The sequence below is a fragment of the Microbacterium sp. bgisy203 genome (assembly GCF_057706945.1).
The window spans coordinates 354,200-377,274 of the sequence record NZ_JBYIPF010000001.1 but is presented as its reverse complement, the minus strand read 5'-3'; the positions used below and the strand labels follow the sequence as shown (position 1 = coordinate 377,274).

Genomic DNA, 23,075 nt, shown 5'->3' with positions numbered 1-23,075 from the left:
ACTCCTTCACAACTCCACAGCGTGACAGTGGCTCTCTGGCCACGTGGCTCACGGGGCTGATCGGTTTCGACAGCGCCTGCGAAGCTGCGGGAAGCGGGCCGAGGATGCAGGGTTATCTCGTAAACGATCTCTGCGAACCAATAGTTGCCGATGCAAAGCGCAACGACTTCGCCCTCGCTGCCTAAGCGAGCCTGAAGTCCGTCAGACCGTAGGCGATCCCGCTACGGACCCTGGCGTCATCTAGGGATCTTGCCGTGTGACGGGGCCTCGACGTCACGCGGGACTCTTCTGAGGCTGGGCTCGTCGACCTAGGTGTCTGTGACAAAGGTCGGAGCCGAGCAGAACGCCTCTACAGACTGCGCCCGGAGAAGACGCAGTATCTCAGCGTTGGACGGGGGTTCGATTCCCCCCAGCTCCACGACGCCGCTGTCACGCAGGTCGTGCACGGAGATGTGCGAAGGCTGGAACCATCGATCGTCGAGATCCGTCTCGAGATCGGGGTTCCGGCCTTCGTCGTTCGTGGGGAGGTGCTGGGGGCGCCGGGCGCCGCCGTCAGCTCGCGGGGCGCGAGATGAGCAGGAGGTTCTGCTTCGTGTCGGAGACGGTGACCCACCCGTCGCCGAACTCGTACGTCATGCCGTAGCCGTTCTCGTCGATCGTGGGGGCCTGCATGGGGTCTTCGGTGATGTACAACGTCTCGGAGCCCTCTTCGCGCAGCCAGCCTTCGGCCTCGAGGCCCTTCTGCATGCGCGTCGCCTGGTCGGCGGTGATCGGAGCCCAACCGAAGAGCATGAGGTTCCCCGACGGCACGTCGTAGTCCGCCCACGTGCACTGAAGTCCACCGTCGACGGTGACGCCGCCGGCGGCGAACGGGGTCTCTTTCGCGGTCCATCCCTGCGCCGTGAGTTCGTCGAGGAGGTCGCCGACGATGAGCGTCTCGCACGTCGCAGCGGCGTCTGTCGCGGTGGGGCGAGCGGTGGGCTCGGGCGCCGGTGCTGACGGATCGGCCGACGGGGCGTCGGTGCCGACGGTGGCCGTCGGGGTGGGCTCGGGCGAAGAGGCGCATCCGGACAGCATCGCGAGCGCGAGCCCGAGCGCGGACAGAGTGAGCAGGGAGCGGCGGTGTGCGGGCATCGGTCGATTCACGTCAGGTGGCGGAGGTGAGCAGGGACAGGAAGGGCGTGTGCAGGATGCCGTTGGTCGCGAGTGACGAGCGTGAGGCGATCGAGTCGGCCCCGTCGATGTCGGTGAACCGGCCGCCCGCCTCGGTGATGATCGGAACGAGCGCGGCGATGTCGTACTCCTTGACGCCGAACTCGGCGACGAACTCGAGCCGGCCCTCGGCGAGCAGCATGTACGGCCAGGTGTCGCCGTAGCCGCGGTCGCGCCACACCGCGCGGGAGAGGCGGAGAAGATCGTCGGAGCGACCGACCTCGTCCCACTGCTCGATGGACTGGAAGCTGACACTCGCGTCTTCGATGCGGTCGACGCCGGAGACCTGGAGGCGGCGCGCCTCGGCGCCGGGGACGTTCGTCCACGCGCCGAGGCCCGTCGCCGCCCACCAGCGACGTCCCAGCGCGGGCTGGCTCGCGACGCCGACGCGCGGCACGCCGTCGATCGCGAGCGCGATCAGCGTGGTCCACATCGGGATGCCCTTGAGGTAGTTCGCCGTCCCATCGATCGGGTCGACGATCCACTGCCTCGTCACGTCGCCCGACGTTCCGAACTCTTCCCCCAGGATGCCGTCGCTCGGCCGTTCGGCCGCGAGGATGCCGCGAATCGCCCGCTCGGTCGCGAGGTCCGCCTCCGTGACGTGCGACGCGTCGGCTTTGAGGCTCACTTCGAGGTCGGCTGCATCGAAGCGAGCCATCGAAACGGCATCCGCCGCGTCCGCCAGCCGCAGGGCGAGGGCCAGATCGTCACCCAGGTCGCCGTCGAAAGGCGCGCTCCACGAGACGGAGTCGGCGGGGGAGGTCACCCCTCAACGATAGCGGCCGGCACATGCTCGATTCGCGATGAACGGCATCGGGATGGTAACGTTGACCCTCGGTTCGCCCCGCTTCTCACAGAGCGATGTCGGGCGGATCACGGAACGCACCTCTAGCTCAATCGGCAGAGCAACTGACTCTTAATCAGTGGGTTCTGGGTTCGAGTCCCAGGGGGTGCACCACAAGAAAAGGCCCCGGTTCGCACGCGAGTGCACCGGGGTCTTCTTCGTCGTCGAACGTTTCCCCACCGTCTGTCGGGCATAGTGGGCGCGTGGATTCTTCGTCTCAGCTGTCCCCCCAGGAGAAGATCTGGATCGGCATGATCGGCCTCTATCTCCTCGCCCTGCGGCGCAGCCGGCAGAGGGCGGCGACGCCGGGTACTGACCTCGCCCGACGGATGGAGAAGCGCCCGGGCCGGACCATAAGGTCCGGCCCGGGCGCTCCTCCGTGAGGCTCAGGCGGCGTCGCCGACGAGGACGGCGACCGCCTCCTCCGCGGCATCCGCCTCATGTGCGTCGATGCGTGCCAGCGCCCTCCGCCCGAACAGGATCTTCGCGGTCGAGATGAGGATCGCCACGGCGGCGAAGAGGAACGGCACCGAGGCGTTGGTGGCGTGCCACAGGGCTGCGGCCACCGGCGGGGCGATGGCGCCCCCGAGGAAGCGGACCGACGAGTACGCCGACGAGGCGACCGAGCGCGGCATGTCGGTGGCCTCCATGACCGACTCGGTGAGGATCGTGTTCATGAGACCGAGCAGCAGGCCGCCGACGATGATGCATGCGACGAGGGCCGCGGGGGTCTCCACGAAGATCGCGGCGACGATCAGGTCGATCGCGAGCAACGGCAGCACGATGATCATCGCCGTCGACCGGCGGAGGCGGCGCAGCATGATCGGGGCGACCCACACGCTCGTGATCGCGAGCGCGACACCCCATCCGAAGAACGTCAGCCCGATGCCCATCGCGCCGAACCCGAGAGGGAAGGGGGAGAAGGCCAGGAGAACGAAGAACCCGATGTTGTAGAAGAACGCCGCGATGGCGAGCACCATGAGGGCCGGCTGACGCAGCGCGCGGAACGGTGCCGACAGCGGGATCTTGGTGCGCTTCTCGTCGCCGCTGCGCAGCAGCACGAGGACCGCGACGAATCCGATCACCATGAGCGCGACCACCCCGAAGAAGGGTCCTCGCCAGCTGACTTCGCCCAGGATGCCTCCGACGAGCGGCCCGATCGCGATGCCGAGGCCGAGTGCCGCCTCGTACAGGATGATCGCCGCGGCCGAGCCTCCCGACGCGGCGCCGACGATCGTGGCGAGCGCGGTGGAGATGAACAGGGCGTTGCCGAGGCCCCAGCCGGCACGGAAGCCGATGATCGCATCGACGCTGTTCGACAGCGCGCACAGGAGCGCGAAGACGACGATCAGGCCGAGCCCGATGAGGAGAGTCGCCTTCGTGCCGATACGCGAAGAGATCCAGCTGGTGATGAGCATCGCGAGTCCGGTGACGACGAGGTAGCTCGTGAAGAGCAGCTCGGTCTCCACCGGCGTCGCCTCGAGCGATTCGGCGATCGCGGGGAGGATGGGATCGACGAGTCCGATGCCCATGAAGGCGATGACGCAGGCGAAGGCGACGGCCCAGACCTGCGCAGGCTGGCGCCAGATGTTGACCTTCTCGGCGGGAGCGTGGGCGCTCATCGGCTCACCTCCGCGACGCGCGTGCGCTGCTCGACGATGTCGGCGGCGCGGCGAACGGCCGCCCAGTCATCCTCGTCGAGGTCGGCGAAGCGCGGAGCGAGCGCGTCGCTGAGCGCCTGCATCCACTCGGCGAACGCCGCGCGCCCGGCGGGGGTGATCGTGACCACGGTCGCCCGAGAGTCGTGTTCGTCGGGGTGCCGCTCCAGCAGCCCGGCGTCGGCCATCTGCGCGACCAGGCGCGTCATTCCCGGCTGCGTCACGCGGCTCAGGGCGGCGAGGTCGCCCACGCGTTGGGGGCCGTGGTCGCGAAGCAAGGAGAGCGTGCGCCACTGGGCGGCGGGCGCTTCGTTTCGGGTCTCGAGAGACGCGACGCGCGTGAGGGCGTGGGCGCCGGTGACGAGACGGAGGATGTCATCACCCATTTGCATACCAACAGTATATATCGAAGGTATGTAATCGGCATGGTTACCGGATCGTGATCGCGACGCGTCCCGCCGAATTTGACAGCGACCGCGAACCTGAACAGACTCTCAGTACCTGAATCATGTTTCAGGTACCCCTTCCAATGGTGAAAGGCACGCACATGCGGGTTACAAAGAAGTTGCTCCTGGGGACCGTGATCGCTACGGCCGCCCTCACCCTGGCGGCCTGCGCGCCGTCCACGGGCACGACCAGCCCGACGGAGTCCGGCGAGGCCGGCCCCGCTGAGATCACGGTCGGCGTCATCACGAGCGAGACCGGACCACTCGCCAGCTACGGCAAGCAGTACCTCGACGGCTTCAAGGCCGGGCTCGAGTGGGCGACCGACGGCACCGATGAGGTCAATGGGACGAAGATCACGGTCGAGTACCGCGACGACGCCGGTGACCCCGACACCGCGGTCGGCGTCGCGAAGGAGCTCATCGGCGACGGCGTCAACATCCTCGCCGGCAGCGCCTCGTCGGGCGTCGCCGCGGCCCTCGCCGAACAGGCGGGCCAGAACAAGGTCCTCTTCCTCTCCGGCCCCGCGGCCGCCGACGCGATTACCGGCATCAACGACTACACGTTCCGCACGGGCCGACAGTCCGCGCAGGACGTCGCGACCGCCGGAACGTTCCTCGGAGACCTCGAGGGCAAGACCGTCACGGTCTTCGCGCAGAACAACGCGTTCGGTCAGGGCAACGAGGCCGCCGTCAAGGCGATCCTCGGCGGCAAGGGTGCGACGGTGAACAGCGTGCTGGTCGCAGAGGACGTGACCGAGTTCACGCCGTTCGCGCAGCAGGTGCTCGCCGGCAGCCCCGACCTAGTCTTCGTGGCGTGGGCCGGTGCGACCTCGGGCGCCATGTGGCAGGCGATGAGCCAGCAGGGCGTCTTTGACGCGGTGCCGGTCGTCACCGGTCTCGGCGACTCGGCGACCTTCGGCGCATACGGCGAGGCATCCGAGAAGATCAGCTTCCTGAACCACTACTTTCCGGGCGCTCCCGACAATGAGGTCAACGACACCATGATCGAGGCGGTCGAGAAGGCCGGCGGCACCCCCGACCTGTTCACCCCCGACGGCTTCAACGCGGCGATCATGCTCGTTCAGGCCATCAAGGAGGGCAAGGGCGACGTCGACGCGATGGTCGCAGCGCTCGAAGGCTTCGAGTTCGACGGCCCCAAGGGGAAGCTCACGGTCCGCGCCAGCGACCACGCGCTCATCCAGGAGATGTACCAGGTGAAGCTCGTCTCCGACGGCGGCGCCTTCACGCCCGAGCTCGTCGACACCGTCCCCGCGGACGAGGTCGCCCCCGCCGAGAAGCAGTGACGCCGAACGGCTGAGGAACACACATCATGACGACCCCAATCGCGCCCGCGCTCTCGGTCGAAGGCCTCGGCCTGCAGATCGGTGGAGCGACCATCCTCCAGGACGTGAACCTCGAGATCGCACCCGGCAGCCTCGTCGGTGTGATCGGGCCCAACGGCGCCGGGAAGACCACGCTCTTCAACGTGATCTCCGGCATCTCCCGGCCCACCGCAGGTCGCATCCTGATGGACGGAGAGGACATCACCCGTACCTCCGTGCCCCTGCGGGCGCGGGCGGGGCTGGGTCGCACCTTCCAGACGTCGAGTCTCTTCCCGAGACTCAGCGTCCTGGAGAACGTCCGGATCGCCGCTCAGGTCGGTCTCGGCGGCAACTACTCCCTGCTGCGCTTCCCGCGGGCCTCGGATGCCGCCACCCAGATCGCCCTCGAGCAGCTGATCAAGCTCGGTCTCACCCACAAGCTCGACACGGCGGCCGGCGACATCTCGCACGGCGACAAGCGCAAGCTCGAGATCGCGGTGCTGCTGGCGACCGACGCGAAGCTCGTCCTCCTCGACGAGCCGATGGCCGGCGTCGCCTCGGGCGATGTGCCCGGGCTCGTCGAGAACATCCGCGAGATGCAGCGCGACAAGCAGTGCACCGTCCTCATGGTCGAACACCACATCGACGTCCTCATGGGCCTCGTCGACCACGTCGCCGTGATGTACTCCGGCTCGATCATCGCGTTCGACACGCCCCAGAAGATCATGGAGAACCCGCTCGTGCAGAGCGCCTACCTCGGGACTGCGGCATGAGCACGCCGGCCACGCTCCCCGACCCCATCCTCACCGTCACGCACCTGTCGGCATCCATCGCCGGGCAACAGGTCGTCGAAGACGTCACCTTCCAGGTGCCTCCCACCGGCATCACCGCCGTCCTCGGACGCAACGGCGTCGGCAAGACGTCGACGATCCGCGGCATCCTGGGCCTCATCAGCCGCCGCGGCGACATCGTCCTGGCCGGCGAGCGGATCGACGGCCTCCAGACCCACCAGATCGTCCAGCGCGGCGTGGGGTACGTCCCCGAGGACCGCGAGGTGTTCGCGGGTCTCACCGTCGCCGAGAACCTCTCCCTCGCCGAGCGCGACAAGAACCCGCGCCGTGAATTCGTCGCCGAGCTCTTCCCCGACCTCGTCAAGCGTCGCGGGCAGCTCGCCGGCACACTCTCGGGCGGCCAGCAGCAGATGGTCTCGGTCGCGCGCGCCCTCCTCAACGAGAACCGGATCCTCCTCGTCGACGAGCCCACGAAGGGGCTCGCGCCGAAGATCGTCGCCGAAGTGGCGGATGCCTTGGAGGAGGCCTCGAAGATCGTCCCCATCCTCCTCGTCGAGCAGAACCTCGAGGTCGTCCGTCGCCTCGCCGACGACGCGATCGTCATCGCGAGCGGACGGGTCGTCCACACCGGCACGGCGCGCGAGATCCTCGACGACGTCGCCCTCACCACCCGCCTTCTGGGCGTCAGCGCGGAGGCCCACGCATGAGCAGCATCGTCCTCATCCTCCTGACCGGCATCGGCCTCGGGGCCCTGTACTTCCTCGTCGCCTCGGGCCTCAGCCTCATCTACGGCCTCATGCACGTGCTGAACTTCGCGCACGGCGCGTTCCTCACCCTCAGCGCCTTCATCGGCTGGTGGGTCGCGCAGAGCCTCGGCACCGCCTCGTGGGGGTCGTTCCTCGTCTCGATCCTGGTCGGTGCGATCGTCGGCGCGATCTTCGCGACGCTCACGGAACTCTTCCTCATCCGGCCCCTCTACGAGCGTCACATCGAACAGGTGCTCGTGACGGTCGGTCTCTCCTTCGCCGCCGTGGCCCTCTTCGAGGGCATCTGGGGCACCGACGCGATCAACATCGCGGGGCCGCCGTGGCTGAAGGGCACGACCGAGGTGCTCGGCGCCCGCATCCCGAACACCTATTGGGTGCTCATGATCGCCGCCGCCCTCGTGCTCGCCGGTCTCGTGCTCTTCCTCCGCAAGACCCGCTACGGCATGATCATCCGCGCGGGCGTCGAGAACCGCTCGATGGTCACCGCGCTCGGCATCGACGTGCGCAAGAGCTTCACCCTCGTGTTCGCGATCGGTGGAGCGGCGGCCGGTATCGGCGGCGTGCTCGCGATGCACTGGTACACGTACGTGTCGGCGCACATGGGCGCGACGCTCCTGATCTTCGCGTTCATCGTCACCGTCATCGGCGGGCTCGGCTCGCTCACGGGAGCGGCGATCGCCTCGGTGCTCGTCGCCGTGCTGCAGCAGTTCGCGAACGTCTATCTCAACGGCACGGGAGACTTCATCGTCGTCGCCCTCCTCGCCGTCGTCCTGCTGGTGCGTCCCACCGGCCTCATGGGGAGGAAAGCCGCATGACCGTCACCACCGGAGTCCCGACGCTGGTCGCGGGACGCAAGGGCCAGTACGCTCCCTTCATCGTGGGCGCGGTGCTCGTCGTCGTGATGGCGATCCTGCCGCTGCTGAACGTCTCCCTCCCCGGCATCCTCCCCGGCCCCACCTACACCCCGGGAAGCCTCGCCCTGCTGTCGCTGTGCATGGTGTTCGCGGCGCTCGCGCTGTCGTACAACCTGCTGCTGGGCACATCCGGCATGCTCTCGTTCGGCCACGCGCTCTACTTCGGAGCCGGGGCGTACGGACTCGGCCTCGTCCTGAAGCTCCTGCAGGTTCCGCTCATCGTCGGCATCCCGCTCGCCCTCCTCGGCGGACTCCTGCTCGCCGCCTTTACCGGATCGATCGCGATGCGCGTCTCCGGCATCCCGTTCGCGATGGTGACCCTCGCCTTCGCTCAGGCCGGCTCCGTGCTCGTCCGACGCAACCAGCAAGTGACCGGCGGCGAGGAGGGACTGCGCCTTCCCGTCGAGTTCGTCCCCGACTGGCTCGTCGGCGTGGTCAACACCCGGAACCTCTACTGGGTGACCCTCGCGGTCCTCGTCATCGTCTACCTGATCGTCCTGTGGGTCGACCGATCGCGTCTCGGGCACCTCGCCCAGGCGACGCGCGAGAACGAGCTGCGCGTGCAGGTGCTCGGCCTTCGCCCCTACGTCGCGAAGCTCATCGTGTTCGTCGTCGCGGGAGTCTGCGCCGCCCTCGCCGGCGTCGCCTACATGCTCCTGCAATCCGGCACGCAGCCGAGCGCGGTCGGCGCCGACCTCACCATCACCGTGCTCGTCATGGTGGTCCTCGGTGGCGTCGGGTTCCGCTGGGGTGCGATCGTGGGAGGCGTGCTCTACACGATGCTCGACCAGCGCCTCACGGTACTCGCCCGATCCGCGTGGATCGACGAGCTGCCCGCGTGGCTGGACATCCCGCTGTCCGAGCCGCTGTTCATCCTCGGCGTGCTGTTCATCCTCGTCGTCATGTTCCTGCCCGGCGGCATCGCCGGCACCCTCGATGCGTGGGTGCGGCGTCGTCGCGGCGAGCGGACCCGTTCGCAGCTGCGCCAGCTGGACGACGAGGTCCAGCAGGTCGATGACACGGTGGAGGTGAAGGTATGACGGGCCGCGGCGCGGCGTGGACGGCGGATGCCGAGCCCACGACCGACGGAGCACACACGATCGGTCGCTGGCTGACCGACCGCGCCGCGTCCTCACCCGATCGCACCGCGATCGACGACCGGGGGGTGCGGATCGGGTACGCGGACCTCGAGGCGCGGGCGTTCGGCCTCGCGGCGTCGCTGCGCGCCGCCGGCTACGGCCCGGGCGACCGGATCGGGACGGTGTCGGGCAACTCGATCGAGCACGTCGTCGCGTTCTTCGCCTGTGCGAAGGCGGGCATCGCGTTCATGCCGCTGTCGTGGCGCCTCGCCCCGCGCGAACTGGCCGAGGTCGTCGGCACGTCGGCGCCCGCGCTGCTGCTCATCGAGGACGAGTACGTGGGGCTCGCCGCCGACGCCCTCCGCGCCGTCGCCGACGCGCCGCCGGTGAGCGCGCTCGGTACCACCGGGATCGAGGCGTCGGTCCCCGCGCGCCGCGGAGAACCGGCCCCTGCACGCGCCGTCCGCGATGACGACGCGCTCCTGGTCATCCACACATCCGGCAGCGAGGCGGCGCCTAAGGGCGTCGTCCTCACGCACGCCAACTGCTTCTGGAACAACCTCGCCCTCGCCGGCGCCCTTTCGATCACGGCCGACGACGTGGTGCTCGCGGTCCTCCCGCAGTTCCACATCGCGGCGTGGAACTGCCAGCCGCTGCTCGCCTGGTGGGTGGGCGCGACGGTCGTGCTCGAGCGCTCGTTCCAACCCCGCCGCATCCTGCACCTGCTCGCGGAGCGGGGCGTCACGACGATGATGGGCGTGCCGACGCAGTACCGCCTGCTCGCCGACGACCCGGACTTCTCCGAGGTGATCGCGGGGCCCCTCCGCCGGGCGCTCGTGGGCGGCGCGACCGTTCCCGTCGACCTCGCGCGGCGGTGGGCGGATGCCGGTGTCCCGCTCACCCAGGGATACGGGCTGACCGAGGCATCCCCGAACGTCCTGTGCCTTCCCGCGGGAGACACCGCACGGTACCCCGGCGCGGTCGGGCGCCCCTACCGCTACGTCGACGTCTGCATCGCCGACCCCGCGACGGGGCTCGTGCTCGACGGCGAAGCCACCGGCGAGCTGTGGGTGCGCGGGCCGAGCGTCTTCGCGGGCTACCTGCACGACGAGGCCGCGACGGCGCGCGCGATGGCGGGGGAGTGGCTGCGATCGGGCGACATCGCCCACCGCGACGCGTCGGGGGTCTTCCGGATCGTCGACCGGCTGAAGGACATCTTCATCTCCGGCGGTGAGAACGTCGCGCCCGCCGAGGTCGAACGCGCACTGTGCCTGCACCCGGCTGTCGCCGAGGCCGCCGTCGTCGGCGTCCCCGACCCGGTCTGGGGGGAGCGCGGCGTGGCGTTCGTCGTCCGCGCCGAGGGCGCGACCCTCGGCGAGGACGAGCTGCTCATGCACGCCCGCGCCGAGCTCGCCGGATTCAAGGTGCCGGTGCGCATCGCGTTCGTCGACACGCTCCCGCGTTCGACGATCGAGAAGCTCGCCCGCGCGCGGCTGCGCGACCGCGCCGTCGCACTCGTGGAGGAGGGGACCCATGACCACCGCTGATCCGTACGCTCCCACCGAGGCGGTCCTCTCCGCGACCGGAAAGCCCCTCACCAAGCGTGGTGAGGCCACCCGCCGGAAGCTCCTCGAGGCCGCGGAGCAGGTGTTCGCCGACCTCGGCTACCACGAGGCATCCATCGTGAAGATCACCGAGCGCGCCGGCATCGGTCTCGGCACGTTCTATCTGTACTTCGACAGCAAGCAGCAGATCTTCGAAGAGCTCGTCATCGACCTCAACCGCCGCGTGCGGCACTCGATGAGCGAGGCGATGGCGGGCACCACGAGCCGCATCGACGCCGAGCGCGCCGGCTTCGAGGGGTTCTTCCGCTTCACCGCCGCGCATCCGGCGCTGTACCGGGTCGTGCGCGAGGCGGAGTTCGTCTCGCCCGACATGCTGCGCCTGCACTACACGCGCATCGTCGACGGCTACGAGGCGGGCCTGCGCGCCGCGCAGCAGGACGGTGACGTCGACGAGGCCCTCGATCCCGAGGTCACCGCGTGGGCGCTGATGGGCGCGGGCGAGCTCATCGGCATGCGCTACCTGCTCTGGGAGCAGGACGACGAGGGCGCCGCGCCGGCGGCGATGCCCACGGAGATCATCGACCACATGATGCGGTTCATCCGCAACGCGCTGGCGGCGCGCAGCGCGTCGCCGCAGAACGAAGGGGGCACGGATGCCTGAACAGGACCTCGCGGGAAGGCGCGCGCTCGTCACGGGCGGCGCGAGCGGGATCGGTCTGGCGTGCGTGGAGGAGTTCGCCTCCCGCGGAGCGCACGTGATCGTCGCCGATTTCAACGGCGACGCAGCACAGGAGGTCGCCGAGCGGGTCGGCGGCGAGGCCTGGGTCGTCGATCTCTCCGACACCGACGCGCAGATCGACCTCACCCTCGAGGCGGACATCCTCGTCAACAACGCCGGCATCCAGACGGTGTCGCCCATCCAGGAGTTCGACCCGGAGCGCTGGCGCTTCATGCACCGCCTCATGGTGGAGTCGCCCTTCCTTCTCATCCGCGCGTCGCTGCCGTACATGTACGAGCGGGGCTGGGGCCGGGTCATCAACATCTCGAGCGCGCACGGCCTGCGCGCGAGCGCCTTCAAGTCTGCCTACGTCGCCGCAAAGCACGCGCTGGAGGGTCTGTCGAAGGTGACGGCCCTCGAGGGCGGACCGCACGGCGTGACGAGCAACTGCATCAACCCCGCGTACGTGCGCACCCCACTGGTCGAGAAGCAGATCGCCGACCAGGCGAAGGTCCACGGCATCCCCGAGAGCGAGGTCGTCGAGAAGATCATGCTGACCGAGAGCGTCGTGAAGCGTCTCGTCGAGGCCGACGAGGTCGCCTCGCTGGCCGGCTGGCTCGCCTCGGACCGCGCCGGTATGGTCACCGGCGCCAGCTACACGATCGACGGCGGGTGGACGGCGCGATGACCGACGTGCCGAGCGCGCGGCCGGTCCGCGCCGTCGAGATCCCCGTCGCGGGGGGAGACCTGCACGTCGGCGTGTGGGATGCCGCGAGCTCCGACGCCCCGACGATCCTCGCGATCCACGGGGTCACGTCGTCGCACCTCGCCTGGGAGTTCCTCGCCGAGGCCCTCCCCGGCGTCCGCATCGTCGCGCCCGATCTCCGCGGCCGCGGCCGCAGCAACACGCTCGAGGGTCCCGCGGGCATGGCGAACCACGCCGACGACCTCGCCGCCGTGTCGGAGGCGCTGGGCCTCGGCCCCGTCGTCGTCGTCGCCCACTCGATGGGTGCGTTCGTTGCGGGAGTGTTCGCCGTCCGGCATCCCGCGCTCGTCTCCCGTCTCGTCTTCGTCGACGGAGGCCTTCCGCTCGACGCGCCCGCGGGGCTCACGCCGGATGAGCTCGTCGCCGCGATCCTCGGGCCGACGGCCGCACGGCTGAACCTGCGTTTCGACAGCCCGGCCGACTATCTCGACTTCTGGCGCGATCACCCCGCCTTCGCGGCGGACTGGACGCCCCAGCTCGAGCGCTACCTGTCGTACGACCTCGTCCCGGACGGGGACCGGCTCCGCCCGGCGACGTCGTATGCGACGACGGTCGAGGACACGATCGACATGAACACCACGTCGACGATCTCCGACGCCCTCGCCGCGCTGACGCATCCGACGGTGCTCATCACGGTGCCCCGGGGCCTGCAGGACGAGGAGCCGGGACTCTACGCGGAGGCGCACCTGCCCCGTCTGCTCGCCGGCACGCCGACGATCGAGCACGAACGGTGGCCGGAGTTCAACCACTACACCGTCGTCCTCAGCCGCGCGGGCGCGGAGCGGCTCGCGGGCCTCGTGACGGCGCAGCTCGCGCTCGCGGCGGCGACGCCCGTCGCCTGAGTGCGCAACGTCCGCACCCGGCGCAGACGCGGCGCGGTCAGCGCGCGGCCGCGGCGACGCGTGTCGAGAGCTGGTGGGCGTGCGCGAGGAGCGTGCGCCCGAGCTCGGGGATGCGCTCGGGCGTGAAGCGGAACTCGACTCCCGTGAGGCTGAGTGCCCACTGCGGGTGCCCGGATCGCGTGAAGACCGCGGCGCCGAGTCCGTAGCTGCCCTCGACGATGAGCCCGGGGTTGAGCGCGAATCCGCGCTCCTGCGTCTCACGCAGGCGTGTGCGCAGGCGCGATTCCGCGTGTGCGCTGCCGTGACGATCGCCGAGCTCCGGATGCCGTTCGAAATAGGCGTCCACATCGTGGGGCGGCAGAAAGGCCAGGATCGCGAGGCCCGCGGAGGCGACGCCGAGGGGGAAGCGCGTCCCCTCGGAGAGGACGAACGAGCGGATCGGGAAGCTGCCGTCCTCGCGGATGAGGCAGACCGTCTCGTCGCCGCGCCGCACCGAGAGGAACGCGCTCTCCTCGGTGCGGACGGCGAGCGACCGTACGATGTCGCGCGCGATCGCAGTGATGTCATAGCGCGAGGCGGCGACGGTCCCCATGAGGTAGAGCTCGGGTCCCGGCATCCAGCGATGCGTCGTCTCGTCGTGATCGACGAGGCCCTCTTGGCGCAGGGCCGCGAGGAGTCGGTGGGTCGTGGGTCGCGTGAGGTCGGCGCGCCGGGCGAGGTCCGCGATCGTGACGCCCGCGTCGCCGGCGCCGGTGACGAGTCGGAGGAGTGCGGCGGCCCGCGCGATCGCTTGGGCTCCGGGAACGCTGGTTCCGACCACGCTGTCCATGATGTGGACACTACTGCGCCGATCGTTCACATGGCAAACAGCCGCGTGCGTGAGCCGCGCGGCGGGGCGCACGATGGTCGTGCACGGAACACGAAGGAGTACACGTGATCGACAAGACCTACGCGACGGCTGCGGAGGCCGTCGCCGACATCCCCGACGGGGCCTCGCTCGCCGTCGGCGGCTTCGGACTCTCGGGCAACCCCATCGCCCTCATCGAGGCGATCCTCGCCCAGGGCACGAGCGACCTGTCCATCGTCTCCAACAACTGCGGCGTCGACGACTGGGGCCTGGGCGTCCTCCTGAACGCGAAGCGCATCCGCAAGATGACCTCGTCCTACGTGGGGGAGAACAAGGAGTTCGAGCGGCAGTTCCTCTCCGGCGAGCTCGAGCTCGAACTGACCCCGCAGGGGACGCTCGCCGAGAAGCTCCGCGCCGGGGGATCGGGCATCGCCGCGTTCTTCACGCAGACCGGCGTCGGAACGCAGGTCGCTGAGGGGGGCCTGCCGCGGAAGTACGACGGGCAGGGCGGCATCGCCGTCGCCTCGCCCCAGAAGGATGTCCGCACCTTCGCCCCGGGTGGGACGGAGGGGGAGTACGTCCTCGAAGAGGCGATCGTGACCGACTATGCGCTCGTGCACGCCCTGAAGGGCGACACGCACGGCAACCTCGTCTTCAACAAGGCGGCGCGGAACTTCAACCCGCTCGCGGCGATGGCCGGCAAGGTGTGCATCGCGCAGGTCGAGGAGCTCGTCCCCGCCGGCGACCTCGAGCCTGACAGCATCCACCTCCCGGGCATCTACGTCCACCGTGTCGTCGAGGTCGGCACGGGCATCGAGAAGCGCATCGAGCGTCGCACCGTGTCCGTCGACGAAGCCCTCCGCCGTCCCGTCCCTGAAGGAGCCTGATCATGGCACTCACCCGCAACGAGATGGCCGCGCGCGCGGCCGCCGAACTCGCCGACGGCTCGTACGTCAACCTCGGCATCGGCCTGCCGACGCTCGTGCCGAACTACGTCCCCGAAGGCGTCACGGTCGTCCTGCAGTCGGAGAACGGCATCCTGGGCGTCGGCCCGTACCCCACCGAGGAGAACGTCGACCCCGACCTCATCAACGCCGGCAAGGAGACCGTGACGGTCCTGCCCGGAGCCTCGTTCTTCGACTCGGCGACGAGCTTCGGCATGATCCGCGGCGGCAAGATCGACGCGGCGATCCTCGGCGCCATGCAGGTGTCGGCGACCGGTGACCTCGCCAACTGGATGATCCCCGGCAAGATGGTGAAGGGCCCGGGCGGTGCGATGGACCTCGTCCACGGCGCGGCGCGCGTCATCGTTCTCATGGAGCACGTCGCCCGCGACGGCTCGGCGAAGATCGTCGACGCCTGCTCGCTGCCACTCACCGGCCGAGGCGTGGTTGATCGGATCATCACGGACCTCGCGGTCATCGATGTGACCGATGATGGACTGGTGCTGGTCGAGCTCGCCCCCGGCGTCACCGTCGACGAGGTGGTCGCCGCGACCGAACCGGCACTCACCATCTCCGACGATCTGAAGGAACACGTATGAGCACCGACGACATCGTGATCGTGGCCGCCGCCCGCACTCCGCAGGGGCGGCTGAAGGGCCAGCTCGGCTCGTTCACCGCGCCGCAGTTGGGCGGCTTCGCCATCGCCGGCGCGCTCGAGAAGGCGCAGATCCCGGCGGAGGAGGTCGACGCGGTCATCCTCGGTCAGGTGCTCCCGGCCGGCTCCGGCCAGAACCCGGCGCGCCAGGCTGCGCTCGCGGCCGGTCTCGGATGGGACGTCCCGGCATCCGCCGTCAACAAGGTGTGCCTGTCGGGTCTCACCGCGATCATCGACGCGAAGCGCATGATCGCCGCGGGAGACGCGACCGTCGTCGTCGCGGGCGGTATGGAATCGATGACCCGCGCCCCGCACCTGCTCATGGGCTCGCGCGAGGGCTGGTCGTACGGCTCGGTCGAGGTGCTCGACCACATGGCGTACGACGGGCTGACGGATGCCTACGACAAGGAGTCGATGGGAGCGTCGACCGAGCGGCTCAACCCGACGTTCCACATCACGCGCGAAGCGCAGGACCGGGTCGCGGCGCTGTCGCACCAGCGGGCCGCCGCGGCGCAGCAGGACGGCCTGTTCGACGCGGAGATCGTCACGGTCGAGGTGCCGCAGCGCAAGGGCGACCCCGTGCGCGTCACGGCCGACGAGGGCATCCGTCCGGAGACGACCGAGGAGACCCTGGCGAAGCTCCGTCCGGCTTTCGCGAAGGACGGCACGATCACCGCAGGCAACGCGTCGCAGATCTCGGACGGTGCCTCGGCGGTCGTCCTCACGACCCGCGCGCACGCCGACGAGAAAGGTTGGCCGGTGCTCGCCGTCGTCGGGGCGGCCGGTCAGGTCGCAGGACCTGACAACTCTCTTCACGCCCAGCCGGCGCGCGCCATCGCGCAGGCGCTCGAGCGTCAGGGCCTGGAGGTGTCCGATCTCGACTTCGTCGAGATCAACGAGGCCTTCGGCGCTGTTGTCGTGCGTTCGGAGGAGGAACTCGGCCTCGGCGAGGACGTCGTGAACATTCACGGCGGCGGCATCGCCCTCGGCCACCCCATCGGCGCCTCCGGCGGGCGTCTCGTCGTCCACGCGGTGCACGAGCTCGTCCGCCGAGGCTCGGGCACGGCGGCCGTCGGACTCTGCGGCGGCGGCGGTCAGGGCGAGGCCCTCATCCTCACGCGCTGAGGGGCCGCGCACCTCGGAATGGGGTCGGCAGGCAGCTAGGCTCGGGATCGTGACCACGATCTCGCCCCTCGCCGTCTCCGATCGCTCCGAATGGGACGCCCTCTGGGCCGATTACCTCGTCTTCTACCGCCGCGAGCTCGCCCCCGAGGTCACCGACGACGTCTTCGCGCGCCTGACCTCTGAGGACGGTCTGCACGGCGCGATCGCCCGCGACGAGACGGGGCGCGCCGTCGGGTTCGTGCACTGGCTCTTCCACCCCTCGACGTGGACCACGTCGTCCTCCTGCTACCTCGAAGACCTCTTCGTCGCCCCCGACGTCCGCGGCGGCGGGGTCGGCGGCGCGCTCATCGCGCACGTTCGGGATGCGGCTGAGGCCGCAGGCGCCGAGAAGGTCTACTGGCTCACCGAGGAGTCGAACGAGACGGCGCGGCGCCTCTACGACCGCGTCGCGACGCGCACGGGATTCATCCACTACGAGATCGAGCTCTGACCGGGACTCCCGGCCCGCTCGCGGCCGGAGCGCGCGTCAGTCCTTGAGGCGCCGGGCGAGGAGCTTCTGCTCCTTGCCGTGCACGGGCGAGTCGGTCGCGACGAGCTTCCCCTGCGACGCGCGCCGCGTGTCGACGATCGTGCCGATCGCGAGGGCGAGGGTGATGCCCCAGCTGATCCACGCGAGCGCCTGACGCCACGTGAAGGGGACGTCGCCGCGCGCGCCGCGCAGAAGCGTGAGACCGGTGGTCAGCGAGGAGAGGAGTCCGGAGCCGAGGAGCATGCGCATGCGTCCACGTTAGCCTGGAGCATCATGGACACCACCCCCGCGGCCGACTTCGTCGTCGTCTCCAACCGCTTACCCGTCGACCGCTCTGCCGACGACGACGAGTGGCGCCGCTCACCCGGTGGCCTCGTCGCCGCGCTCGAGCCCGTCCTGCAGTCCACGGGCGGCGCGTGGGTGGGGTGGCCGGGGCAGCCCGGCCTCGAAATCGATCCGTTCGAGTTCGACGGCATGAGCCTCGTGCCCGTCGTGCTGTCCGCGGAGGACGTGGAGCTGTTCTACGAGGGCTTCTCCAACGACACGATCTGGCCGCTCTACCACGACGTCATCTCCCCGCCCGCGTATCACCGTCTCTGGTGGGAGGCGTACGTCCGCGTCAATGAGAGGTTCGCGCGGGCTGCGGCATCCGTCGCCGCGCCGGACGCGACAGTCTGGGTCCACGACTACCAGCTCCAGCTCGTCCCGCGCATGCTGCGGGAACTCCGCCCCGACCTCGTGATCGGCTATTTCCATCACATTCCGTTCCCCGCATACGGGATCTATGCGCAGCTGCCGTGGCGCAAGCAGGTGCTCGAGGGCCTCGTCGGGGCCGACGTGATCGGCTTCCAGCGCGTGGCGGATGCCGGGAACTTCGCACGCGCCGTGCGTCGGCAGCTCGGGTTCGAGACGAAGGCCGGGTCGATCCGCGTCCCCGACAAGGACGGCACCGTCCGCACCGCGATCGCGAAGGCCTACCCCATCTCGATCGACGCCGCCGTCTACGACGAGCTGGCGCGCCGGCCCGACGTCCAGGCACGTGCGCGCGAGATCCGCGAGAGTCTCGGCAACCCGAAGACCGTGCTCTTCGGCGTCGACCGCCTCGACTACACGAAGGGCATCGGGCATCGGCTCAAGGCGTTCGGCGAACTCCTGGCCGATCACCGGCTCGACGTCGAGGACGTGACCCTCGTGCAGGTCGCGAGCCCGAGCCGCGAGCGCGTGGCGGCGTACATGCAGCTGCGCGACGAGATCGAGCTGACGGTGGGGCGGATCAACGGCGACCATGACACGGTGGGGCACTCCGCGATCCGCTACCTCCATCACTCCTATCCGCGGGAGGAGATGGTCGCCCTCTACCTTGCCGCCGACGTCATGCTCGTCACGGCGCTCCGCGACGGCATGAACCTCGTCGCGAAGGAGTACGTCGCGAGCCGCGTCGACGGGCGCGGGGTCCTCGTTCTCAGTGAGTTCACCGGCGCGGCCGACGAGCTCACTCAGGCGATCCGGGTCAATCCCCACGACATCGACGGACTGAAGGACGCGATCGAGACGGCTATCGACATGCCCGTGGACGAACAGCGCAAGCGCATGCGGGCGCTCCGCCGCCGCGTGCGCGACCACGACGTCGCGGACTGGTCGCGCACCTTTCTCGCCGACCTCGCATCGATCCGGGAGCGCCGCTCGTGAGCGCGGTCGGACCCGAGGATCCGTCGGCGATCGCCGCGATCTCCGCACTGGCGCGCACCCCGCGGCTGCTCGTGGCGCTCGACTTCGACGGCACGCTCGCCCCGCTCGTCGATGAGCCCATGAACGCGCGCATGACGCCCGACGCAGCCGACGCCGTGGACGCCCTCCTCGACGCACCCGACACGGCGGTCGCCTTCGTGTCGGGTCGCACGCTGCACGACCTCCGCATCATCGCCGAGCACGACGACGACTCGCCCGTCCTGCTCGCCGGATCGCACGGCGCCGAGCAGTGGCCGCCCGTCGAGGCGTCGCCGGACGACGCCGCCGACCGGGCGCTCCGCGATGAGCTGCGCGCCCGGGCGGAGGAGATCGCAGGCCGCGCCGAGGGCGCGTGGATCGAGCCGAAGGAGTTCGGCTTCGCGCTGCACACGCGCCTCGCGGGCGACGGTGCGCCGGACGTGCAGGATGCCGTGGACGCGCTCGTCGCCGACCGGGCGCCCGCCTGGCGCCGCCGCGCCGGGCGCGACATCCTCGAGTTCGCCTTCCGTCAGGAGGGGAAGGATGCCGCGGTGGAGCGGCTCCGCGCCGAGACAGGGGCCACCGCGGTGCTCTTCGCGGGTGATGACGTGACCGACGAGGACGCGCTCCGGAGCCTCCGCCCGGGAGACGTGGGCGTGCGTGTCGGGGCGGGGGAGACCGCGGCATCCGTCCGCGTCGCGGACATCGCCGAGCTTGCGGCGCTCCTCGCCCGCCTCGCGCACGAGCGGGGCGCCGCGCGGGAATAGACTTCGAGAATGCCTGAGCCCGAGGACACCGTTTCACCGTCGATCGACATCAAACCCCGTAGCCGCGCCGTCACCGACGGCATCGAGGCGACGACCTCCCGCGGCATGCTCCGCGCCGTCGGCATGGGTGACGAGGACTGGGACAAGCCCCAGATCGGCATCGCGTCCAGCTGGAACGAGATCACCCCCTGCAACCTCAGTCTCGACCGGCTCGCGCAGGGGGCGAAGGAGGGTGTGCACTCGGGCGGGGGATACCCGCTGCAGTTCGGCACGATCTCGGTCTCCGACGGGATCTCGATGGGGCACGAGGGCATGCACTTCTCGCTCGTGAGCCGAGAGGTCATCGCCGACTCGGTCGAGACGGTCGTCATGGCCGAGCGACTCGACGGCACGGTGCTCCTGGCCGGCTGCGACAAGTCGATCCCCGGCATGCTCATGGCCTCCGCGCGTCTCGACCTCTCGAGCGTCTTCCTGTACGCGGGCTCCATCGCTCCCGGCTGGGTGAAGCTCTCGGACGGGACCGAGAAGGACATCACCATCATCGACTCCTTCGAGGGCGTCGGCGCGTGCCTGGCGGGCAAGATGACCGAGGCCGACCTGAAGCGCATCGAGTGCGCGTTCGCGCCGGGTGAGGGCGCGTGCGGCGGCATGTACACCGCGAACACGATGGCCTCGGTCGCCGAAGCCCTCGGACTCTCGCTGCCGGGTTCGGCGGCGCCGCCGTCGGCCGACCGTCGCCGCGACTACTTCGCGCACCGCTCCGGTGAGGCTGTCGTGAACCTGCTGCGCCAGGGCATCACGACGCGTGACATCCTGACCCCCGAGGCGTTCGAGAACGCGATCGCCCTCGCGATGGCCCTGGGCGGCTCGACGAACGTCGTGCTGCACCTGCTCGCCATCGCGCGCGAGGCCGAGGTCGACCTGACCCTCGCCGACTTCAACCGCATCGGCGACAAGGTGCCGCACATCGCCGACATGAAGCCGTTCGGCAAGTACGTCATGAACGATGTCGACCGTCACGGCGGCATCCCGGTCATTATGAAGGCGATGCTCGACGAAGGGCTCCTCCACGGCGACGCGCTCACGGTGACCGGCAAGACGCTCGCCGAGAACCTCGCCGACCTCGCCCCCGACCCCGTCGACGGCACCGTCATCCACACCTTCGACGACCCGATCCACGCGACCGGCGGCATCACGATCCTGCACGGCTCGCTCGCCCCCGAGGGCGCGGTCGTGAAGACCGCCGGGTTCGACGCCGCCGTCTTCGAGGGCCCCGCGCGCGTCTTCGAGCGCGAACGCGCCGCGATGGACGCCCTCGAGGCGGGGGAGATCTCCGCGGGCGATGTCGTCGTCATCCGTTACGAGGGCCCCAAGGGCGGCCCCGGCATGCGCGAGATGCTCGCCATCACCGCGGCCATCAAGGGCGCGGGCCTCGGAAAAGATGTACTACTCTTGACGGACGGCAGATTCTCAGGCGGCACAACCGGCCTGTGCATCGGCCACATAGCACCCGAAGCGGTGGACTCAGGTCCCATCGCCTTCGTGCGCGATGGTGATCTGATACGGGTCGATATCGCGGCTCGCACTCTCGATCTACTCGTCGACGAGGCCGAGCTGAGCTCCCGCCGCGAGGGCTGGGAGCCCCTTCCCCCGCGCTATACCCGTGGCGTTCTGGCCAAGTACTCGAAGCTCGTGCGCTCCGCCGCGGAGGGCGCGACGACGGGCTAGGCCCCGCTTTCCACGCACATCAGACACCCTGCTCGATAGGTCCCTCATGTCACTCGACACCGCTGCGGCCGTTCCTCGGCCGCCCGCACGCAGCGCCTCCGCTCCGATCCTGACCGGCGCGGAAGCCGTCGTCCGCTCGCTCGAACTCCTGGGAGTGACCGACGTGTTCGGTCTTCCCGGCGGGGCGATCCTGCCCGTCTACGACCCGCTCATGGACTCGACGGCGCTCCGCCACATCCTCGTCCGTCACGAGCAGGGCGCGGGGCACGCTGCCGAAGGCTACGCCGCGGCATCCGGCAAGGTCGGCGTCGCGATCGCGACGAGCGGCCCGGGCGCGACGAACCTCGTCACCGCGATCGCCGACGCATACATGGACTCCGTCCCGATGCTCGCGATCACCGGCCAGGTCTTCTCGACGCTCATGGGCACCGATGCCTTCCAGGAGGCCGACATCGTGGGCATCACGATGCCCGTCACGAAGCACTCGTTCCTCGTGAAGGATGCCTCAGAGATCCCCGGTGCCATCGCCGCCGCGTACGAGATCGCCTCGACCGGCCGCCCCGGTCCCGTCCTCGTCGACATCACGAAGGACGCGCAGCAGGCCGAGGCGCCCTTCGTCTGGCCGCCGCGCTACGACCTTCCCGGCTACCGCCCCGTGACGAAGGCCCACGGCAAGCAGATCCAGGCCGCCGCGACGCTCCTCGCGAACGCGCAGAAGCCGGTCCTGTACGTCGGCGGCGGCGTCATCCGCGCCGGCGCGTCGAAGGAGCTCCTGAGCCTCGCCGAGACGACCGGTGCCCCCGTCGTCACGACCCTCATGGCTCGCGGCGCGTTCCCCGACTCGCACCCGCAGCACCTCGGCATGCCCGGCATGCACGGCACGGTGCCCGCTGTGCTCGCCCTCCAGGAGGCCGATCTCATCGTCGCCCTCGGCGCGCGGTTCGACGACCGTGTGACGGGCAAGGCGGCGCTGTTTGCCCCGAACGCGCAGGTCGTCCACGTCGACATCGACCCGGCCGAGATTTCGAAGATCCGCACCGCCGACGTTCCGATCGTCGGTGACGTGCGCGAGGTGCTCATCGACCTCGACGCTGCCTATCGCGGCGTCGCGGAGGGCCGGGAGCCCGACACCGAGGAGTGGTGGTCGTACCTCGACGGGCTGCGGAGCGAATTCCCGCTCGGTTACACGGCGCCCACCGACGGTCTCATGTCACCGCAGTACGTCATCAGCCGCATCGGCGCGCTCACCGGCCCCGAGGGCATCTACGCCGCGGGCGTCGGCCAGCACCAGATGTGGGCGGCGCAGTTCATCGGCTACGAGCGCCCGAACTCCTGGCTGAACTCCGGCGGCGCCGGCACGATGGGCTACTCGGTCCCCGCCGCGATGGGCGCGAAGGTCGCCGAGCCCGAGCGCACCGTGTGGGCGATCGACGGCGACGGCTGCTTCCAGATGACGAACCAGGAGCTCGCCACCTGCGTCATCAACAACATCCCGATCAAGGTCGCGATCATCAACAACTCCTCGCTCGGCATGGTGCGCCAGTGGCAGACGCTGTTCTACAACGGCCGCTACTCGCACACCGACCTCAACACCGGGCACGACACCATCCGCATCCCCGACTTCATCAAGCTCGCCGAAGCCTATGGGTGCCTGGCGCTGCGCGTCGAGAAGGAGGAGGACGTGGATGCCGCGATCCAGACCGCGCTCGCGACGAACGACCGCCCCGTGGTGATCGACTTCGTCGTCTCCGCCGACGCGATGGTGTGGCCGATGGTCCCACAGGGCGTCAGCAACAGCTACATCCAGTACGCCCGCGACCACGCGCCGAGCTTCGATCAGGAGGTGTGA

General features: G+C 69.7%; 23 protein-coding genes, 1 tRNA gene and 1 other RNA gene. 19 read left to right on the top strand and 6 right to left on the bottom strand.

Features of this window, described 5'->3' with window-relative positions:
- Window positions 1-52: 52 nt before the first annotated feature.
- Window positions 53-421: a transfer-messenger RNA gene (ssrA, locus tag AC3ENQ_RS01845) on the top strand.
- 131 nt (window positions 422-552) lie between these two features.
- On the opposite strand, the gene AC3ENQ_RS01840 is transcribed toward ssrA, so the two are convergent.
- Both AC3ENQ_RS01840 and AC3ENQ_RS01835 read right to left on the bottom strand, forming a co-directional pair.
- Complete coding sequence (locus AC3ENQ_RS01840; protein WP_431801127.1) at window positions 553-1,134, bottom strand: nitrate ABC transporter substrate-binding protein; 582 nt, start codon at window positions 1,132-1,134, stop codon at window positions 553-555.
- A 13-nt stretch (window positions 1,135-1,147) separates the two neighbouring features.
- Window positions 1,148-1,978, bottom strand: a complete 831-nt coding sequence (locus AC3ENQ_RS01835; protein ID WP_431801125.1) for an inositol monophosphatase family protein — start codon at window positions 1,976-1,978, stop codon at window positions 1,148-1,150.
- Between the two features lie 116 nt (window positions 1,979-2,094).
- Here AC3ENQ_RS01835 and AC3ENQ_RS01830 point away from each other — a divergent pair.
- Window positions 2,095-2,170, top strand: a tRNA-Lys gene (locus AC3ENQ_RS01830).
- Window positions 2,171-2,442: 272 nt separating this feature from the next.
- Here AC3ENQ_RS01830 and AC3ENQ_RS01825 read toward each other — a convergent pair.
- The gene (locus AC3ENQ_RS01825) at window positions 2,443-3,678 is read right to left on the bottom strand and encodes an MFS transporter (RefSeq protein ID WP_431801123.1); all 1,236 of its coding nucleotides are present in this window, start codon (window positions 3,676-3,678) and stop codon (window positions 2,443-2,445) included.
- Window positions 3,675-4,106, bottom strand: coding sequence for a MarR family winged helix-turn-helix transcriptional regulator (locus tag AC3ENQ_RS01820; RefSeq protein ID WP_431801121.1), 432 nt, complete (start codon window positions 4,104-4,106; stop codon window positions 3,675-3,677). The genes AC3ENQ_RS01825 and AC3ENQ_RS01820 overlap by 4 nt, the downstream gene beginning before the upstream one ends.
- Before the next feature lie 155 nt (window positions 4,107-4,261).
- Between AC3ENQ_RS01820 and AC3ENQ_RS01815 the strand changes: the two genes are divergently transcribed.
- Genes AC3ENQ_RS01815 through AC3ENQ_RS01775 form a run of 9 tightly spaced genes read left to right on the top strand, consistent with a single transcriptional unit; the run spans window position 4,262 to window position 12,924 of the window.
- Window positions 4,262-5,464 carry a substrate-binding domain-containing protein gene (locus tag AC3ENQ_RS01815; RefSeq protein WP_431801119.1) on the top strand — a complete coding sequence of 401 codons (1,203 nt, stop codon included), beginning with the start codon at window positions 4,262-4,264 and terminating at the stop codon, window positions 5,462-5,464.
- Between the two features lie 26 nt (window positions 5,465-5,490).
- The gene (locus AC3ENQ_RS01810; RefSeq protein WP_431801117.1) at window positions 5,491-6,255 is read left to right on the top strand and encodes an ABC transporter ATP-binding protein; all 765 of its coding nucleotides are present in this window, start codon (window positions 5,491-5,493) and stop codon (window positions 6,253-6,255) included.
- The gene (locus AC3ENQ_RS01805) at window positions 6,252-6,980 is read left to right on the top strand and encodes an ABC transporter ATP-binding protein (protein ID WP_431801115.1); all 729 of its coding nucleotides are present in this window, start codon (window positions 6,252-6,254) and stop codon (window positions 6,978-6,980) included. The genes AC3ENQ_RS01810 and AC3ENQ_RS01805 overlap by 4 nt, the downstream gene beginning before the upstream one ends.
- Window positions 6,977-7,855 carry a branched-chain amino acid ABC transporter permease gene (locus AC3ENQ_RS01800; RefSeq protein WP_431801113.1) on the top strand — a complete coding sequence of 293 codons (879 nt, stop codon included), beginning with the start codon at window positions 6,977-6,979 and terminating at the stop codon, window positions 7,853-7,855. The genes AC3ENQ_RS01805 and AC3ENQ_RS01800 overlap by 4 nt, the downstream gene beginning before the upstream one ends.
- Window positions 7,852-8,994, top strand: coding sequence for a branched-chain amino acid ABC transporter permease (locus tag AC3ENQ_RS01795; RefSeq protein WP_431801111.1), 1,143 nt, complete (start codon window positions 7,852-7,854; stop codon window positions 8,992-8,994). Before AC3ENQ_RS01800 ends, AC3ENQ_RS01795 begins: the two co-directional genes overlap by 4 nt.
- Window positions 8,991-10,580 carry a class I adenylate-forming enzyme family protein gene (locus tag AC3ENQ_RS01790; protein WP_431801109.1) on the top strand — a complete coding sequence of 530 codons (1,590 nt, stop codon included), beginning with the start codon at window positions 8,991-8,993 and terminating at the stop codon, window positions 10,578-10,580. Before AC3ENQ_RS01795 ends, AC3ENQ_RS01790 begins: the two co-directional genes overlap by 4 nt.
- On the top strand, window positions 10,567-11,259 hold the full coding sequence (locus tag AC3ENQ_RS01785) for a TetR/AcrR family transcriptional regulator (RefSeq protein ID WP_431801107.1): 693 nt from the start codon (window positions 10,567-10,569) through the stop codon (window positions 11,257-11,259). The genes AC3ENQ_RS01790 and AC3ENQ_RS01785 overlap by 14 nt, the downstream gene beginning before the upstream one ends.
- Window positions 11,252-12,004 (top strand): 3-hydroxybutyrate dehydrogenase, encoded by a 753-nt coding sequence (locus tag AC3ENQ_RS01780; RefSeq protein WP_431801105.1) that lies wholly within the window; start codon window positions 11,252-11,254, stop codon window positions 12,002-12,004. The genes AC3ENQ_RS01785 and AC3ENQ_RS01780 overlap by 8 nt, the downstream gene beginning before the upstream one ends.
- Complete coding sequence (locus tag AC3ENQ_RS01775; RefSeq protein WP_431801103.1) at window positions 12,001-12,924, top strand: alpha/beta hydrolase; 924 nt, start codon at window positions 12,001-12,003, stop codon at window positions 12,922-12,924. The genes AC3ENQ_RS01780 and AC3ENQ_RS01775 overlap by 4 nt, the downstream gene beginning before the upstream one ends.
- 37 nt (window positions 12,925-12,961) lie before the next feature.
- Here the strand turns inward: AC3ENQ_RS01775 and AC3ENQ_RS01770 are convergent, their stop codons facing one another.
- Entirely contained in the window at window positions 12,962-13,753 is a 792-nt protein-coding gene (locus AC3ENQ_RS01770; RefSeq protein ID WP_431801101.1) for an IclR family transcriptional regulator, read from the bottom strand.
- A 104-nt stretch (window positions 13,754-13,857) separates the two neighbouring features.
- Between AC3ENQ_RS01770 and AC3ENQ_RS01765 the strand changes: the two genes are divergently transcribed.
- The 4 genes from AC3ENQ_RS01765 to AC3ENQ_RS01750 are packed head-to-tail and all read left to right on the top strand — an operon-like array spanning window position 13,858 to window position 16,985.
- Window positions 13,858-14,658: a CoA transferase subunit A gene (locus tag AC3ENQ_RS01765; protein ID WP_431801099.1), complete on the top strand. Its 801-nt coding sequence runs from the start codon at window positions 13,858-13,860 to the stop codon at window positions 14,656-14,658.
- A 2-nt stretch (window positions 14,659-14,660) separates the two neighbouring features.
- Complete coding sequence (locus AC3ENQ_RS01760) at window positions 14,661-15,314, top strand: 3-oxoacid CoA-transferase subunit B (RefSeq protein ID WP_431801097.1); 654 nt, start codon at window positions 14,661-14,663, stop codon at window positions 15,312-15,314.
- Entirely contained in the window at window positions 15,311-16,495 is a 1,185-nt protein-coding gene (locus AC3ENQ_RS01755) for an acetyl-CoA C-acetyltransferase (RefSeq protein WP_431801095.1), read from the top strand. The genes AC3ENQ_RS01760 and AC3ENQ_RS01755 overlap by 4 nt, the downstream gene beginning before the upstream one ends.
- Window positions 16,496-16,544: 49 nt before the next feature.
- Window positions 16,545-16,985 (top strand): GNAT family N-acetyltransferase, encoded by a 441-nt coding sequence (locus AC3ENQ_RS01750; protein ID WP_431801093.1) that lies wholly within the window; start codon window positions 16,545-16,547, stop codon window positions 16,983-16,985.
- Window positions 16,986-17,021: 36 nt separating this feature from the next.
- On the opposite strand, the gene AC3ENQ_RS01745 is transcribed toward AC3ENQ_RS01750, so the two are convergent.
- Window positions 17,022-17,273 (bottom strand): hypothetical protein, encoded by a 252-nt coding sequence (locus AC3ENQ_RS01745; protein ID WP_431801091.1) that lies wholly within the window; start codon window positions 17,271-17,273, stop codon window positions 17,022-17,024.
- A gap of 24 nt (window positions 17,274-17,297) precedes the next feature.
- Here AC3ENQ_RS01745 and AC3ENQ_RS01740 point away from each other — a divergent pair, with 24 nt between their 5' ends.
- Genes AC3ENQ_RS01740 through AC3ENQ_RS01725 form a run of 4 tightly spaced genes read left to right on the top strand, consistent with a single transcriptional unit; the run spans window position 17,298 to window position 23,075 of the window.
- Window positions 17,298-18,713 carry an alpha,alpha-trehalose-phosphate synthase (UDP-forming) gene (locus AC3ENQ_RS01740; protein WP_431801089.1) on the top strand — a complete coding sequence of 472 codons (1,416 nt, stop codon included), beginning with the start codon at window positions 17,298-17,300 and terminating at the stop codon, window positions 18,711-18,713.
- Window positions 18,710-19,498, top strand: a complete 789-nt coding sequence (gene otsB, locus AC3ENQ_RS01735; RefSeq protein ID WP_431801087.1) for a trehalose-phosphatase — start codon at window positions 18,710-18,712, stop codon at window positions 19,496-19,498. Before AC3ENQ_RS01740 ends, otsB begins: the two co-directional genes overlap by 4 nt.
- 9 nt (window positions 19,499-19,507) lie before the next feature.
- A complete protein-coding gene (ilvD, locus tag AC3ENQ_RS01730; protein WP_431801085.1) occupies window positions 19,508-21,226 on the top strand; it encodes a dihydroxy-acid dehydratase in 1,719 nt (572 codons plus the stop codon).
- A 46-nt stretch (window positions 21,227-21,272) separates the two neighbouring features.
- On the top strand, window positions 21,273-23,075 hold the full coding sequence (locus AC3ENQ_RS01725) for an acetolactate synthase large subunit (RefSeq protein WP_431801083.1): 1,803 nt from the start codon (window positions 21,273-21,275) through the stop codon (window positions 23,073-23,075).

Bases quoted from the DNA above. Each gene is read 5' to 3' on its own strand.
- AC3ENQ_RS01840 (WP_431801127.1), bottom strand. From the start codon at position 1,134: ATGCCCGCACACCGCCGCTCCCTGCTCACTCTGTCCGCGCTCGGGCTC.
- AC3ENQ_RS01805 (WP_431801115.1), top strand. From the start codon at position 6,252: ATGAGCACGCCGGCCACGCTCCCCGACCCCATCCTCACCGTCACGCAC.
- AC3ENQ_RS01800 (WP_431801113.1), top strand. From the start codon at position 6,977: ATGAGCAGCATCGTCCTCATCCTCCTGACCGGCATCGGCCTCGGGGCC.
- AC3ENQ_RS01790 (WP_431801109.1), top strand. From the start codon at position 8,991: ATGACGGGCCGCGGCGCGGCGTGGACGGCGGATGCCGAGCCCACGACC.
- AC3ENQ_RS01725 (WP_431801083.1), top strand. From the start codon at position 21,273: ATGTCACTCGACACCGCTGCGGCCGTTCCTCGGCCGCCCGCACGCAGC.
- AC3ENQ_RS01780 (WP_431801105.1), top strand. From the start codon at position 11,252: ATGCCTGAACAGGACCTCGCGGGAAGGCGCGCGCTCGTCACGGGCGGC.
- AC3ENQ_RS01760 (WP_431801097.1), top strand. From the start codon at position 14,661: ATGGCACTCACCCGCAACGAGATGGCCGCGCGCGCGGCCGCCGAACTC.
- AC3ENQ_RS01745 (WP_431801091.1), bottom strand. From the start codon at position 17,273: ATGCGCATGCTCCTCGGCTCCGGACTCCTCTCCTCGCTGACCACCGGT.
- AC3ENQ_RS01795 (WP_431801111.1), top strand. From the start codon at position 7,852: ATGACCGTCACCACCGGAGTCCCGACGCTGGTCGCGGGACGCAAGGGC.
- AC3ENQ_RS01740 (WP_431801089.1), top strand. From the start codon at position 17,298: ATGGACACCACCCCCGCGGCCGACTTCGTCGTCGTCTCCAACCGCTTA.
- AC3ENQ_RS01775 (WP_431801103.1), top strand. From the start codon at position 12,001: ATGACCGACGTGCCGAGCGCGCGGCCGGTCCGCGCCGTCGAGATCCCC.
- AC3ENQ_RS01770 (WP_431801101.1), bottom strand. From the start codon at position 13,753: ATGGACAGCGTGGTCGGAACCAGCGTTCCCGGAGCCCAAGCGATCGCG.
- AC3ENQ_RS01810 (WP_431801117.1), top strand. From the start codon at position 5,491: ATGACGACCCCAATCGCGCCCGCGCTCTCGGTCGAAGGCCTCGGCCTG.
- AC3ENQ_RS01785 (WP_431801107.1), top strand. From the start codon at position 10,567: ATGACCACCGCTGATCCGTACGCTCCCACCGAGGCGGTCCTCTCCGCG.
- AC3ENQ_RS01755 (WP_431801095.1), top strand. From the start codon at position 15,311: ATGAGCACCGACGACATCGTGATCGTGGCCGCCGCCCGCACTCCGCAG.
- ilvD (WP_431801085.1), top strand. From the start codon at position 19,508: ATGCCTGAGCCCGAGGACACCGTTTCACCGTCGATCGACATCAAACCC.
- AC3ENQ_RS01820 (WP_431801121.1), bottom strand. From the start codon at position 4,106: ATGCAAATGGGTGATGACATCCTCCGTCTCGTCACCGGCGCCCACGCC.
- AC3ENQ_RS01825 (WP_431801123.1), bottom strand. From the start codon at position 3,678: ATGAGCGCCCACGCTCCCGCCGAGAAGGTCAACATCTGGCGCCAGCCT.
- AC3ENQ_RS01815 (WP_431801119.1), top strand. From the start codon at position 4,262: ATGCGGGTTACAAAGAAGTTGCTCCTGGGGACCGTGATCGCTACGGCC.